Source organism: Bradyrhizobium sp., from assembly GCF_022844465.1.
In the GTDB taxonomy this organism is placed as follows: Bacteria; Pseudomonadota; Alphaproteobacteria; order Rhizobiales; family Xanthobacteraceae; genus Bradyrhizobium.
In genome coordinates this window covers 23,900-38,519 of sequence record NZ_JALHLP010000006.1, presented here as the reverse complement: position 1 = coordinate 38,519, position 14,620 = coordinate 23,900, and the positions used below count along the sequence as shown (strand labels likewise).

Below are 14,620 nucleotides of genomic sequence, written 5' to 3'. Positions count from 1 at the left end.
CGCCGCGTATTGGGGATTCCATCGTGATCATCAACGACCGCCCTTCGTCCTCGAGATGGGCCATCATTTTCTTGAGCGCGGCCGCGCTCATGCTCGCGGGTTGCGGCCGCAAGGGCGGGCTCGATCTGCCGCCGAACGCGCCGCAGCTGTCGGGCGCCCCGGATACCGAGGCCGAGCGCGCGGCGCAGCCCGGCGTCTTCAGTTCGACCTACGGGTCCGATGCGGCGCCGACGGCCCCCAAAGGCAGCAAGAAGAAATTCGTTCTCGATCCGCTGCTGGACTGAGCCCGCCATGAATCACTTCGACTATCGCAACGGCGTGCTGCACGCCGAAGCCGTCAACCTGTCCGACCTCGCGGATGCCGTGGGTACGCCGTTCTATTGCTATTCGACGGCGACGCTGGAACGCCATTATCGGGTCTTCACCGAGGCCTTTGCCGGCGAGAAGACGCTGGTCTGTTATGCGATGAAGGCCAATTCCAACCAGTCGGTGCTGCGCACGCTGGCGAAACTCGGCGCCGGCGCCGACGTGGTGTCCGGCGGTGAGCTCAAGCGCGCGCTGGCGGCCGGCTTTCCGCCGGAAAAGATTCTGTTCTCCGGCGTAGGCAAGACAGAGGCCGAACTGCGCGCGGCGCTGGCGGCGGACATTCTCTGCATCAACGTCGAGTCCGAACCCGAACTGGAATTGCTGGCCAGGCTCGCGGTCGAGGCCGGCAAGACCGCGCGGATATCGGTGCGGGTCAATCCGGATGTCGATGCCGGCACCCATGCCAAGATCGCCACCGGCAAGTCCGAAACCAAGTTCGGCGTTCCGATCGCGCGCGCGCGCGCCGTTTATGCCCGTGCGGCCAAACTGCCGGGGATCGTGGTGACGGGCGTCGACATGCATATCGGCAGCCAGATTACCGATCTCGGCCGGATGGAAACCGCGTTCCGGATTCTCTCCGATTTCGTGCAGACGCTGCGCGCCGACGGCCACGCGATTTCGCATATCGATTTCGGCGGTGGGCTCGGTATCCCCTATCACGCCGACCGCGAAGCGCCGCCCCTGCCGTCCGCCTATGCGGCGATGGTCAAGCGGGTGACGCACAATCTCGGCTGCACCCTGATGTTCGAGCCCGGGCGGATGATCGTCGGCAATGCCGGCATCCTGGTTTCCCGCGTCATCTACCTGAAGCCCGGCGAGGCCAGGAATTTCGTCATCATCGACGCGGCGATGAACGATCTGATCCGGCCCACTTTGTATGAAGCCCATCACGACATCGTGCCGGTGCGCGAGCCGGCCAAGGGCGCGCCAATGATCAGGGCCGACGTGGTCGGCCCGGTCTGCGAAACCGGCGACTACATCGCGCTCGACCGCAGCCTGCCCGAGCCGAAGGCCGGCGATCTCATCGCGATCATGACCGCCGGCGCCTATGGCGCGGTGCAGTCCGGCTTCTACAATACGCGGCCGCTGGTGCCGGAAGTGCTGGTCAAGGGCGACCAGTACGCCGTGGTGCGCCCGCGCATCGAGGTCGACGACCTGATCGCGATGGACCGAACGGCGCCGTGGCTGTGATCAGTTTGCGTTCCTGACGTCGGCAGGCGGCGTTGGCGGCGTACGGTCCCGGAGCACAATGTAGATGGCGGGAATGACAAGTACCGTCAGCAGCGTCGATGACGCGAGCCCGAACAGCAGAGAAATCGCCAGCCCCTGAAAGATCGGATCGAGCAATATGGTCGCGGCGCCGATCATGGCCGCGAGCGCGGTCAAGAGGATCGGCTTGAAGCGCACGGCGCCGGCTTCCAGGACCACGTCGCGCACCGACTTGCCCTGTCCGCCGCTGTGCCGGATGAAATCCACCAGCAGGATTGAATTGCGGACGATGATGCCGGCGAGTGCAATGAACCCGATCATCGAGGTCGCGGTGAAGGGAGCGCCGAACAGCCAGTGGCCGATCAGGATCCCGATCAGCGTCAAGGGAATCGGCGTCAGGATCACCAGCGGCAACCGGAAGCTGCGGAACTGGGCCACGACCAGCACGTAAATGCCAAGTATGGCGGCGCCGAATGCCGCGCCCATGTCGCGGAAGGTCACATAGGTGATCTCCCATTCGCCGTCCCATAACAGCGTCGGGCGAGACTCATCCGCAGGTTGACCGTGCAGGCTGATGGCGGGCTTCGGCAACGCGCCCCAATCGTGGGCGTCGATACGGGTGGCGACCTCGAGCATGCCATACAGCGGAGCCTCGAAGCGGCCGGCGAGTTCGGCCATCACCATGTCGGCAAAACGGCCGTCGCGGCGGAAGATGGCCGGCGAACCCTCCTCGACGCTCGCCTTCACGACCTGGCCCAGTTCGACCACCGTCTTGCTGCCGGGGAGCGTGTTGGCGGGCACCGGGGTCGAAGCCAGCGCTTCGGTCCAGGCCAGATCGCGCTTCGGCAGGCGGACCGCGATCTCGATGGGATTGCGGTCTTCGCCGCGGTGGGAGTAGCCGACCGAAACGCCGCCGAACAGCGTCTGAATGGTGTCGTAGACGTCGCGCTGCTCGACGCCAAAGAACTCGAGGCGGTCCTGGTCGATCGACAGCCGCAGCCGTGGCCGCTTCTGGCCGATCGAATCGTCGATATCGACAATGAACGGCACCTCGGCGAACACTTTCTTGAGTTCGCCGGTGACCGCCCGCCGTGTCGCCGCGTCGGGTCCGTAGATCTCGGCGAGCAGGGTCGCCAGCACGGGTGGGCCGGGCGGCACCTCGACCACCTTGATGCTGGTGCCGGCGGGAACGCTGACCGCTTTGAGCTGCTGCCGCAGATCGAGCGCGATGTCATGACTTGCCCGCTTGCGGTCGGCGCGCGCGGCGAGATTGACTTGCAGTTCGCCAAGTTCGGGCCTCTGCCGCAGGTAATAGTGCCGCACGAGGCCGTTGAAATTGAACGGCGCCGGCGTGCCGGCGTAGGACTGCACCGAGGTGATCTCGGGCAATCCGCGCGCGATATCAGCTGCGGCGAACAGCGTTCGCTCGGTGTCCTCCAGGCTCGCGCCTTCGGGCAGATCGAGCACGACTGCGATCTCGGACTTGTTGTCGAACGGCAGCAATTTGACGGTGACGGACTTGGTCGCGAACAGCGTCATCGACAGCAGCGTCGCGACACCGACCGCGATCAGGAAGATCCAGGACGAGCGCTTGCTGCGCACGATCGGGGTGGCGAAGCGACGGTAGATGCGCCCGAGCATGCCTTCGTCATGCGCCGCGTGAGCCGCGCCCGCGGCGCCTTCTCTCGGCGCCAGCCGCAGCATCAGCCACGGCGCCACCACCATGGCGACAAAGAACGAGAACAGCATGGCGGCCGACGCGTTGGCCGGGATCGGCGCCATATAGGGCCCCATCAGTCCCGAGACGAACAACATCGGCAGCAGCGCAGCGACGACCGTCAAGGTGGCGACGATGGTCGGATTGCCGACCTCGGCGACGGCCTCGATCGTGGCCTGCACGCGGGGACGCCCGTCGTTCATCGACCAATGGCGGGCGATGTTCTCGACCACCACGATGGCGTCATCAACCAGGATGCCGATCGAGAAGATCAGCGCGAACAGGCTGACGCGGTTGATGGTGTAGCCCATCAGGTTGGCGGCGAACATCGTCAGCAGGATCGTGGTCGGAATAACCACCAGCGTCACCAGCGCCTCGCGCCAGCCGATGGCAATCGCAATCAGAACGACGATCGAGACGGTGGCAAGGCCGAGATGAAACAACAGTTCGTTGGCTTTTTCATTGGCGGTCTCGCCATAATCTCGCGTGACCGTGACTGCCACACCATCGGGAATCAGGCGCGATTTCAGTCCTTCGAGCCGGTGCGAGATTTCCTCCGAGACAACCACCGCATTGGCGCCCGCCCGCTTGGCCAAAGCCAGGCTGACCGCGGGCACTCGCTGCCAGTTTCCCTTGCCGTCGCGCGCATCGTTCCAGACGCGGTGCTCGGTGGTGTTTGGCCCGATCACCACCGAGGCGACGTCCTTGACGTAGACGGGGCGACCGTCCCGGGTCGAGATCAGCAACAGGCCGATGTCGGGAATTCCTGACAGCGTTTGCCCGGCCGCGACGCCGCGGACGATCCCGGCTTCGCGGACCTGACCCGCCAGGAACGAACGATTGGCATCCCTTACCTTGCCGACGAGTTGCTGCAGCGTGACGCCAAACAACGACAACTTCTCCGGATCTGGTTCGACCCTGATCTGCTGGGGGGCACCGCCGGAGATATAGGTCAGCCCGATGCTGTCGACCTTCATCAACTCGGCGCGCAGTTTGTCGGCAATCTCGTAGAGGTCCTTGTCCGACCAGCGGTCGGCGACTTCGGGTCCGGGCGAAAGCGTGAGCACGGTGACGGCGACGTCGTTGATGCCGCGCCCGACGATCAACGGCTCGGGAATGCCGACCGGAATACGATCCAGATTGGCGCGCACCTTCTCGTGGACGCGCAGGATCGCATCCTCCGACTTGGTGCCGACCAGAAAACGGGCCGTGACCAGGACGCGGTCGTCTTCGCTCTGGCTGTAGACATGCTCCACGCCATCGATGCCCTTGACGATGGCCTCGAGCGGCTTGGTGACCAGTTCGACCGCATCAGGCCCCCGCAATCCGTCGGCGTTGACGCGGATGTCGACCATGGGGACGCTGATCTGCGGCTCTTCCTCACGCGGAATTGCGATCACGGCCATCAGGCCAACGATGAGCGAGGCGAGCAGAAACAGCGGCGTCAGTGGCGAACCAATGGTCGCGCGCGTGAGCCGTCCGGACAGGCCGAGGTTCATGGCTGGACCAACTGGTCGCCGGCGCGGATCCCGGAGAGAATCTCAAGACCGTTCGGAATTTCCGGCGAAGGTCGATCGCGGCCGCGCTGCACCGGCGCGTTGATGGCGCGATCGCCCTGGCGGATCTGGACGTAGTCGATGCCGTAGCGCGTGGTCACGTAGGAGGAGGGGATCACGAAGGCGGTACGCTCGCCGCCCGAGATCCAGACCCGGAGCCGGTCGCCGACGAAATATTCGCCGAGGTTCTCCACCGTCGCATCGGCGATGACGCGGCCGTCCTCGATCTGCGGATAGACCAGTTCGATCACGCCGATTCTTGAGATCTGTTCGCCGAACTCGGCGCCATCGACGCGGATCTTGTCGCCGGCTCTCAGGAAGCGGGCATGACGCTCCGGCACCCGCAGCCGGAGCTTGAAATTCTGCTGCGCGATCATCGCAACGGGGTCGCCGGGCAGCACCACCGAGCCGACCGCCACGAGCTTTTTTAGGACACGCCCGCCAGCAGGGGCAAGTACCTGGCCTTCATTCAATTGCTGCTGGATCACCGCGCGCTCGGCGACCCGCGCCCGCAGCCCGTTTTCGGCGACGTTGAGCGCGGTCCGCGCCTCGTCCAGCCTGATCCGGGGCAGCGTGCCGCGCTCCACCAAACCCTCGATGCGGTTAAAGTCGATCTGCGCTTGGCTCGATTGCGCCTGCAATGCGTCGATCTGCGCGTCGAGCGCCTTCATCTGCAGCGCGAGCTTTTCGTCTCCGATCGCCGCGATCGCCTGGCCGCTGGTGACTGAATCGCCTTCACGGACATGGAGCTGGGCAACGGTGCCGCCAATGCGCCCGCGCGCCGGCACCACGCTGACACTCTCTACGGTGGCGAATACCGCCTTCTCGTCGGCGACCGTCCGCGCAGCGACTGTAAGGGTCTCGGCGGCGGCTGGCGGAGCAACCAAAGCGCCGGCGGCAAGAATGCCCGACATCATCAATCTACGCATGTTCTATCCATCTGGTAGGCGGCATGCCGCACGATAGCGCCTTGATTTTCGCGGAGCTCGCCGCCGTCATGTTGATCTGCCTCAACGCGCCGCGCGGCCGGCTCTATAGTTTTTGTTTGAATTTCCCGGCTTTCGGGACGCGCAATAGATTTGATAAAGCGTTCTCAGCACCTCGTGCGGGGGCTCGCGGGCGATCGAGTAGTAAATCGTCTGGGCATCCCGAAGTGCAGCCACCAGGCCGTTTTATGAGCGCTCCCTGCTCTACAGAATTGTCGCCAAGAGTCAGGGAGGACAGGGACATGAGTGAAACCCGAAAAATCGTTTGCGGCGGCTGTGGAAAGACCAACCGGCTGCCGACCGAACGGACGCCGGCGGCGGCGCGCTGTGGATCCTGTCATCGGCCGATCTTCAGCGGCCATCCGGTCGAGGTCGACGAGGCCGGCTTCGGCCGCCATCTGGCGAACAGCGATATTCCGTTGCTGGTGGATGTCTGGGCGCCGTGGTGCGGTCCGTGTCGCGCGATGGCGCCGATGTTCGAGCGTGCCGCCAGCGAGCTCGAACCCGACGTTCGCCTGCTGAAGCTCAACTCCGACAATGCGCCTGCCGTTTCCTCACGCCTCGGCATCAGCGGTATCCCGACGCTTCTGCTGATGCGCGGCGGCCGCGAGATTGCCCGCACCGCAGGCGCGATGGACACGCAGCGAATTGTAGCCTGGACAAGGGCGGGGCTGGCCCGGTCCTGACTCCAAGAACTGGAATTCAACCCCAAGCAAAGGAACGCATCATGAATATCGATAGAGCCGTGCTGATGTTCGCCGGCGTCGTCGTGTTGCTCGGGCTCACGCTCGGCTGGCTCGTCAGTCCATACTGGTTTCTCCTGACGGCGTTCGCCGGGCTGAACATGATCCAGGCGTCGATCACCGGCTTCTGCCCGGCGGCGATGGTGTTCAAAATGTTCGGCGTGCGCGGCGGCAGCGCGTTCTCGTGACTACTACTGATTAAGTCCGCGCGGGTGCGCGAGCGGAAACGGTCGGCGAGAGCAGGCTTGCGATCTCGGCTTTCGGAAACACGAACTACACGATGCAAAGGGGCCGTTGCTGAGCAGCGACGTCGGGACGTATTCGAGCAACGGATGAGCAACCTCGTAGTCGCTCCTGGGTCGTCTTGATCTAACTCAACTGGCGCCCTTTGATATTCACCGAGACTATTTTGGAAGATGGACAGATAACGGCCAACCTCGTGGTCGGCGCTGGGTGGGCGAAATGAGTTCGCGGGCATTCAAGGTGGGGGCCGCGCTGGTCGTCGTCATCTCTCTTATTTTGGCCGGCGGCTATTATTGGCGTTTCATCCGGGAGATTCCGGTCCGGACGATTGTGCCGGAGCAAAACGTGGAAATCCGCGTCTTCGGGGTCGGCACCATCGAGGCGCAGGTCGTTTCGAAAGTGGGATTTCAGATCTCCGGAAAAGTAGTTGCCGTCGAGGCTGATCAGGGCGACTTCGTGAAGGCGGGTTCGCTGCTGGCAAAGCTCGACGATGCTGCCCAGATCGCCAAGCTGAAGAGGAGCGAAGCCGCGCAGCGACAGGCGGCCGCCAATCTGGCCAAGACCGAGGCCCAGCGCGAGCGCGCCGAAATAGCCTACCAGCAGAAGAAAAGCGTCAATGCGCGCCGGCAGACGCTCGTTGGTCGTGGGAGTGTGTCGCGTGAGGCTGCCGAGGATGCCCAGGCCGCGGAAGAAATCGCTCTTGGCGATGCCAGGATTATCGAGGCCGATACCAAGGTTGCCTCCGTGCTGCAGGAGGACGCCGCGTCGCAGCGTCAGCTCGATTCAGTCGTGCTTGCTCAGCATGAACTTCGAGCTCCGTTCGACGCCAGGGTTATTGCGCGCAGCAAGGAGCTCGGCGGCATCGCGAACGTGGGCGAGGCGGTGTTCACCCTGATTGCGCCCGAGTCCATCTGGGTAAAGGCTTATGTCGATGAAGCATTGGCCGGGGGCCTCGCAATAGGCCATCCTGCCCTCGTGCGCCTGCGATCCGACATGAACACCCCGGTCGAGGCGGAAATCGTCCGCATCGATCAGGAGAACGATCGTCTAACTGAGGAGCGCCGCGTCTATGTGCGGTGCCGGGCTTGCGATCCGCGGCATCAGCTCCGGTACCTTGGTGAACAGGCCGAAGTCGAGATAGTCAAGGCGACAGCGAGCGGTTTGTTTGTCCCGCTAAGGTTCATAGAAGGCTACGGCGGCCGGTCGGGCACGATCTGGTCGCTGCATAACGGTCGGCTCGCCCGGCAGCCGGTACAGCTCGGCGAACGCCTGCTCGACGGGCGTGTCCAGATTATCTCCCGGGTTGCCGGTGAAGTGGTGGCCGACGACCGGATCGATTTGCGTGAAGGCCGCGCGGCACGCCGCTACGATGGCTCATGAAATGAATCTCGCGCTCAAGGACATCAATCACAATCTCGGGCGCTTCCTGTTGACGTGTCTCGGGCTCAGTCTTCTGCTTGGTATCGTGCTTGCAATGGTTGGAATCTACCGCGGCCTGATCGTGGAATCGCTCGGGCTCGTTCGCGCGGCAGGCGCGCAGGTCTGGGTCGTGGAAGGCGGAACGCGCGGTCCCTTCGCCGAGGCTTCACGGCTTCCAGGGGATACCCGCATCGCCATCGCCGCACAGTGGGGTGTCGCCGCAGCCGGGGGTGTTTCGTATCAGAACGTCGAAGCCCAGCATCGTGGGCAAACCAAACGGCTGCTGGTTGTCGGTGCACAGATCGCACGGCCGGGCGAAGCGAAGTCGGTGGACGAAGGCCGGCCAATCATTCGCAGCCGTTACGAGGCCGTTGTGGACCGTGGCGCGGGACTCATGCTCGGAGAGCAGATCAAGCTCGGGCGCAACAAGTTTACCGTGGTCGGACTGACCACTAACCTTGTGGCTTCGGGCGGAGATCCGGTCATATTCATCACGCTGAGAGACGCCCAGAAGCTGCAATTCGATCTCACGCCGGCGGCGGCGCGAAGGGAAGCCGCACGCAGTTCCGGGACAGCAGGAGCGACCGACACGGTGAACGCCATCCTGGTGAGACTGATGCCCGGCGTGGACGCAAAGCGTTTCGCGCAGGACATCACGCGGTGGAAGCATCTCGCGGCGCTAACCCAGGAAGACCAGGAAACCGTCCTGGCGCGTTCCGTCGTCGATCGGGCGCGGCGTCAGATTGGCTTGTTCACTACCCTGCTCCTCACCGTTTCCACAGTGATCATCGGTCTCATTATCTACACCATGACAATCGACAAGAAGAAGTCGATTGCAACATTGAAGTTGATCGGAGCGCCCGATCGACGCATCGTTGGGCTGATCGTTGAGCAGGCCCTTGCTATGGGAATAATCAGCTTCGTCGCCGGTGCTGCGTTGATAAGTGCCGGCCAGGGCTATTTCCCGCGTCGGGTGGTTCTGGAGCTTACGGACGCTGCGATGCTGTTCGGAGTCGTGCTTGCGGCCTGCCTGATCGCAAGTGCGCTGGGGGTGCGCACGGCGCTCAGAATTGACCCTGCGTCAGCACTCGCGGGGTGACCATGGCCGAGCCACCTGTCGTCGAAGTCAGAAGAATCAGCAAGCATTTTGGCGAGGGGTCGGCCCGCGTCGATGCGCTTCGTGAGGTCTCGCTGGATGTCTTTCCAGGAACGGTGGTCGGCTTGCGTGGACCCAGCGGGTCGGGCAAGAGTACGTTGCTCAATGTAATCGGCTGCATTCTCGAGCCGAGCTCCGGCGCGATGCGGCTCAGCGGCGAATTGGTTTATGACGGCAAATGGCTGCGCGCCGACCTGCGCGGTTTACGGCTGGAGAAGATCGGCTTTATCTTCCAGTCGCACAATCTTCTGCCGTTCTTGAATGCCTGGGAGAATATCGCCGTGGCTCGCATACTGGCGGGCGCCAGCCCGGCACAAGCCAAGGGTCGCGCCCTCGAACTGCTCACCTATTTGGGGATCGAACGACGTCAAGACGCCATGCCGGGTGAGCTCTCCGGCGGGGAGGCGCAGCGAATCGCGATTGCCCGGGCGCTTGCCAATGATCCGCGCATCATTCTGGCAGATGAGCCAACGGCGGCGCTTGATTCGCCGCGCGCGGGAGCCGTCATGGACCTGTTGAGGAAGGTGGCCACGGAGCGTCGCACGGCCGTGATCGTGGTCACGCATGATGAAAAGATCTTCGACCGGTTCGACCATATCTACTCGCTCCGAGACGGGGCACTAACTCCTCCAATCGCCGCGTAATTACCGACTGAATCCGGCCGGCGGCGATAGACGCCAAATGTGTGGGGGTTCATCGCGACTACGCTGGCGGGCGGCAAGCTGCACCTCGATCGGCGGCTGAGCGAAGATGCGATTCGCATCCATATCGGAGGACCGCAGGGAAAAACTGCATCGGCCCGACGTGCTGCCACAAGCCCTCCGTCACTTCGCCGCGTGGCCGCCCTTGGCGCCGCCGACCACGACGCCCGCCGCTTTCTCGATCGGCTTGATCGCGGCGGTGAAGTCCGATTCCGCTCCCTCTTCGCGGATGATGACTTCCCACAGGCGGCCGACCGCCTCGGCGACTTCCATCGACAGCCCCAGCGACTTCATCTCCTCCAGCGCGAGCCGGACGTCCTTCACCATCAGGCCGGTGGCAAAGCCGAAGTCGAAGGTACGCGGCAGCACCGAGCGCGGAAACTTGTCGCGGCTGGCGGTGTTGAGGCCGGAACCGGCGTTGATGACGTCGATCATGATGGAGGGATCGAGCCCCGCCTTGACGCCCATCACCACGGCTTCCGACGTCGCCACCATGGCGGTCGCCGACAGGAAGTTGTTGGCGAGCTTCATGGTCTGCGCGGAACCCGGCTTCTCGCCGATGAAGAATACCTTGCCGATCACCCCAAGGGCGGGCTTGACCAGCTCGCAATCGGCGCGCGGGCCGGAGACCATCACCGCCAGCGTTCCCTTTTCGGCGCCGCCGACGCCACCGCTGACGGGGCTGTCGATCTGCACGATGTTCTGTTTCGCCAGCAGGCCATGAATTCTGGCCGCCATGTGCGAGCCGACGGTGGAGAGATCGACGAAGCGCCTGACCCGCTTGCCCTCGATCACGCCGCCGGTGCCGGTCGCGACCTCCAGCGAGGCCTGCAGCGACGGCAGGCTCGCCAATACGGTCTCGCAGCGGTCGGCGACATCCTTTGGTGACGATGCCGCTTGCGCGCCGAGCGCGGCGAGCCTGTCGACCGCCTCCTTGCGGGTATCGAACACGGTGAGTTGATGCCCGGCCTCGATCAGCCGGCGCGCCATCGGAAAACCCATTTTCCCGAGGCCGATGAATCCGATTTCCATGGCGATTTTTCCTCTGTTCCGTCATCGCGAGGAGCGAAGCGACGAAGCGATCCATTCTTTCTTGCTGCGGTGAAGTGGATTGCTTCGCTTCGCTCGCAATGACGGATAAAATTTCGGGCGGCCTCTACGCCTTGTCCAGTTCGGCGAATACTTCGCGCGCAATGCGGAAGCTGTCGACGCCGGCGGGGATGCCGGCGTAGATCGAGACCTGCATGAAGATCTCGCGGATCTCGTCGCGGCTGACGCCGTTGGTGAGCGCGCCCTTGATGTGCGCTTTCAGCTCGTGCGGCCGGTTCAGGATCGAGATCATGGCGAGGTTGAGCATGCTGCGGGTCTTGCGCGGCAGTTCCTCCCGGCCCCATACCGCGCCCCAGCAGTATTCGGTGACCAGTTCCTGGAACGGCTTGTTGAAGCTGTCGGCATTCTTCATTGCGTTGTTGACATAGGCCTCGCCGAGCACGGCCTTGCGGATTTCCATTCCCTTGTCGTGGGTCTTCTGGTCCATGTCGTTTCCTCGCCTTTTTTCGGTTCGGGGCCGACGTTACGGGGTGGCAGCCCCACAGTCACGCGTTCGTGTTATGCGTATTTCCCGGTGCGGGACCCGCTGGAAGCGGGTGCCTCATTGCCGCCGCCGTGCTAGGGTGATTTGTCGGCAACCCGGAGAGTTTGTTGAACGGCGCACCCCCTGATCCCTTACCCCCCGCGCGCGAGCCTGACTTCGCGCGCTTGCAGCTGGCGCAGGCCCTGCGACGGGCTCAATATGCGATCGCTTGGGAACGCGCATGGCCGGCTCTGGCTCGGTTGCTAAGCATTGTCGGGCTGTTTCTGGTGGTGTCCTGGGCCGGACTGTGGCTGGGACTACCGTTTCCGGCCCGCGCCGCCGGTATCGCCCTTTTCGCAATGCTGGCGCTTTGGGCGTTGTTCCCGCTCGCGCGATTTCGCTGGCCGACGCGCGAACATGGCCTGACTCGACTCGACCGCGGGACCGGCATTCGCCACCGTCCGGCGACGGCGCTGACCGATACGCTCGCGACGGCCGATCCGGTCGCGCAGGCGCTGTGGCGGGAGCAGCGCGAGCGCACGCTGGCCTCGATCAAGCGGATCCGCGCCGGGTTGCCGGCGCCGCGGCTGGCGCTCCATGATCCCTGGGCGCTGCGCGCGCTGGTGATGGTGATGATGGCGGCGGCCTATGTCGCGGCCGGCGACGAGCGCGCGATGCGCGTTGCCGCGGCGTTCGACTGGAACGGCGTAATGACGCCGGTCAACGTCCGGGTCGACGCCTGGGTGACGCCGCCGGCCTATACCGGCAAGCCGCCGGTGATTCTTTCGGCCGCCAACCGGGATGCGGCCGCGCCCGACAGCGGGCCGCTCCAGGTTCCGGCCGGCAGCACGTTGCTGATTCGGTCGAGCGGGGGCGCCCTCGATGTCGTGGTCGGCGGCGGCCTGACCGAGGTCGCGCCGAGCGAAGCCGCGCCCAAGGGCACCAGCGAGCGGCAATTCAAGATCGCAGGCAGCGGCACCGCGCATGTCCGCGCGCCGTCCGGCCCGCCGCAATGGCGGTTCGCGGCCACCCCTGACCGTGCGCCGACCATCACGCTGGCCAAGGATCCGGAGCGCCAGGCCCGCGGTTCGCTGCAAATGTCCTATCGGCTCGAGGATGATTACGGCGTGACCGAAGCGCGCGCCCAGTTCGCCGCCCGCGCCGGAGAAGCCGGCAAGGAATCCAGCAAGGAAGCCAACAAGTCGGCGGAGCCGCGGCCGCTGTTCGAGCCGCCGCAGTTTGTCCTGGCGCTGCCGAACGCGCGCACCCGCAATGGCGTCGGCCAGACCCTGAAGGATCTCACCGAAGACCCCTATGCCGGCGCCGACGTCACGCTGACGCTGACGGCAAAGGACGAGGCCGGCAACGAGGGCAAGAGCGAGCCTTTCAACATGCGGTTGCCGGAGCGGCTGTTCACCAAACCGCTGGCGCGCGCCTTGATCGAACAGCGCCGCATCCTGGCGCTCGACGCCAACCAGAATTCGCAGGTCCGTGCGGCGCTGGACGCGCTGATGATCGCGCCGGAATTGTTCACGCCGGAGACCGGCCATTATCTCGGGCTCTTCAGCGTCGCGCGGCAACTGGAGGCGTCCCGCACCGACATCGCCCTGCGCGAGGTGGTCGCCAGCCTGTGGGCGCTTGCCGTCACCATCGAGGACGGCAAGATCAGCGATGTCGACAAGGCGCTACGCGCAGCCCAGGAGGCGCTGAAGCAGGCGCTGGAGCGCGGCGCGACCGACGAGGAGATCAAGAAGCTCACCGACAATCTGCGCGCCGCGCTGGATAATTTCCTGCGTCAGCTTGCCGAGCAGTTGCGCAACAATCCGCAGCAATTGTCGCGTCCGCTCGATCCCAATACGAAAATGCTGAGCCAGCAGGATCTCAAGAGCATGCTCGACCGGCTGGAGCGGCTGTCGCGCTCCGGTGACAAGGATGCCGCCCGGCAGTTGCTGGAGCAGTTGCAGCAGATGCTGGAAAACCTGCAGATGGCGCAGCCCGGCCAGTCCGGCGACAGCGACATGGATCAGGCGCTGAACGAACTCGGCGACATGATCCGCAAGCAGCAGCAATTGCGCGACAAGACCTTCAAGCAGGGCCAGGATTCGCGGCGCGACCGCAGCCGCGGCAAGCAGGGCAAGCAGGGCGAGCAGGGCATGGGCGAGTTGCAGCAGGACCAGCAGGGTTTGCGCGACCGGCTCAGGAAACTGCAGGAAGAACTCGCCAAGCGCGGCATGGGGCAGGGTCAGCGCGGCGAGAAAGGTCAGCGCGGCGAGCAGGGTCAGGGCCAGCAGGGTCAAGGCGACGGCGAGGACGGGCTGGACCAGGCCGATTCGGCGATGGGCGACGCCAGTGGCAGGCTCGGCGAGGGCAACGCCGATGGCGCGGTGGACTCGCAGGGCCGGGCGCTCGACGCCTTGCGCAAGGGCGCCCAGAGCCTCGCCGAGGCCATGCAGCAGGGCGACGGCGACCAGCCCGGCGATGGTCCAGGCAATCCCCGCGGCCGCCAGCAGGGCGCGGCCAATGGCACTGATCCGCTCGGACGACCGCTGCGTCACAACGAGTTCAACGACGACCACTCGGTCAAGATACCCGGCGAAATCGACGTGCAGCGGGTGCGACGGATTCTGGAGGAACTGCGCCGCCGCCTGGCCGACCCGTCCCGTCCGCAGATCGAGCTCGACTACATCGAGCGGCTGTTGAAGGATTATTAGGGTTCAGTGCTCCGGATTTTCTCCAGGCAAACTGTCATCACCCGCGAAGGCGGGTGATCCAGAGCTTCTCCATCAGAATTTTCCGGCCAATCGTGAAAGGCGGGAGAGCGCAGGTAAGCGACGAACTCCTTGGCCGCGGAATTGCCTTGACCTCGACGGGTGAGGCCCGTGTTTCAGCACGGTAGATTCTAAGGCGAGGAACCCTCCCCGAAGCGACAGTGCTACGGCAGTTGCGTCGAA

Annotated in this window: 12 protein-coding genes; 8 read left to right on the top strand and 4 right to left on the bottom strand. The window is 64.5% G+C overall.

What is annotated here, in order from left to right; genetic code table 11:
- Nucleotides 1-23: 23 nt before the first annotated feature.
- Together Q0D31_RS12575 and lysA are read left to right on the top strand one after the other, a co-directional pair.
- Nucleotides 24-284, top strand: coding sequence for a lipoprotein (locus Q0D31_RS12575; RefSeq protein ID WP_291850800.1), 261 nt, complete (start codon nt 24-26; stop codon nt 282-284).
- A 7-nt stretch (nt 285-291) separates the two neighbouring features.
- Nucleotides 292-1,557, top strand: coding sequence for a diaminopimelate decarboxylase (gene lysA / locus Q0D31_RS12570; protein ID WP_291850795.1), 1,266 nt, complete (start codon nt 292-294; stop codon nt 1,555-1,557).
- Here lysA and Q0D31_RS12565 read toward each other — a convergent pair whose 3' ends face one another.
- Both Q0D31_RS12565 and Q0D31_RS12560 read right to left on the bottom strand, forming a co-directional pair.
- On the bottom strand, nt 1,558-4,791 hold the full coding sequence (locus tag Q0D31_RS12565; RefSeq protein ID WP_291850791.1) for an efflux RND transporter permease subunit: 3,234 nt from the start codon (nt 4,789-4,791) through the stop codon (nt 1,558-1,560).
- Entirely contained in the window at nt 4,788-5,777 is a 990-nt protein-coding gene (locus tag Q0D31_RS12560; protein WP_291850788.1) for an efflux RND transporter periplasmic adaptor subunit, read from the bottom strand. Before Q0D31_RS12560 ends, Q0D31_RS12565 begins: the two co-directional genes overlap by 4 nt.
- 299 nt (nt 5,778-6,076) lie before the next feature.
- Here Q0D31_RS12560 and Q0D31_RS12550 point away from each other — a divergent pair, with 299 nt between their 5' ends.
- The 5 genes from Q0D31_RS12550 to Q0D31_RS12530 all read left to right on the top strand — a co-directional run bounded on the left by Q0D31_RS12550 (nt 6,077) and on the right by Q0D31_RS12530 (nt 10,039).
- Nucleotides 6,077-6,520 (top strand): thioredoxin domain-containing protein, encoded by a 444-nt coding sequence (locus Q0D31_RS12550; RefSeq protein WP_291850785.1) that lies wholly within the window; start codon nt 6,077-6,079, stop codon nt 6,518-6,520.
- A gap of 41 nt (nt 6,521-6,561) precedes the next feature.
- Complete coding sequence (locus Q0D31_RS12545; RefSeq protein WP_291850782.1) at nt 6,562-6,765, top strand: DUF2892 domain-containing protein; 204 nt, start codon at nt 6,562-6,564, stop codon at nt 6,763-6,765.
- 274 nt (nt 6,766-7,039) lie between these two features.
- Nucleotides 7,040-8,200, top strand: coding sequence for an efflux RND transporter periplasmic adaptor subunit (locus tag Q0D31_RS12540; RefSeq protein ID WP_291850780.1), 1,161 nt, complete (start codon nt 7,040-7,042; stop codon nt 8,198-8,200).
- Between the two features lies 1 nt (nt 8,201).
- On the top strand, nt 8,202-9,338 hold the full coding sequence (locus Q0D31_RS12535; protein ID WP_291850777.1) for an ABC transporter permease: 1,137 nt from the start codon (nt 8,202-8,204) through the stop codon (nt 9,336-9,338).
- A gap of 2 nt (nt 9,339-9,340) precedes the next feature.
- Nucleotides 9,341-10,039 carry an ABC transporter ATP-binding protein gene (locus Q0D31_RS12530; protein ID WP_291850774.1) on the top strand — a complete coding sequence of 233 codons (699 nt, stop codon included), beginning with the start codon at nt 9,341-9,343 and terminating at the stop codon, nt 10,037-10,039.
- Nucleotides 10,040-10,219: 180 nt separating this feature from the next.
- On the opposite strand, the gene Q0D31_RS12525 is transcribed toward Q0D31_RS12530, so the two are convergent.
- On the bottom strand, nt 10,220-11,128 hold the full coding sequence (locus Q0D31_RS12525) for an NAD(P)-dependent oxidoreductase (protein WP_291850770.1): 909 nt from the start codon (nt 11,126-11,128) through the stop codon (nt 10,220-10,222).
- Nucleotides 11,129-11,252: 124 nt separating this feature from the next.
- On the bottom strand, nt 11,253-11,633 hold the full coding sequence (locus Q0D31_RS12520) for a carboxymuconolactone decarboxylase family protein (RefSeq protein WP_291850766.1): 381 nt from the start codon (nt 11,631-11,633) through the stop codon (nt 11,253-11,255).
- A 164-nt stretch (nt 11,634-11,797) separates the two neighbouring features.
- Between Q0D31_RS12520 and Q0D31_RS12515 the strand changes: the two genes are divergently transcribed.
- Complete coding sequence (locus Q0D31_RS12515; RefSeq protein ID WP_291850763.1) at nt 11,798-14,380, top strand: TIGR02302 family protein; 2,583 nt, start codon at nt 11,798-11,800, stop codon at nt 14,378-14,380.
- Nucleotides 14,381-14,620: the final 240 nt, after the last annotated feature.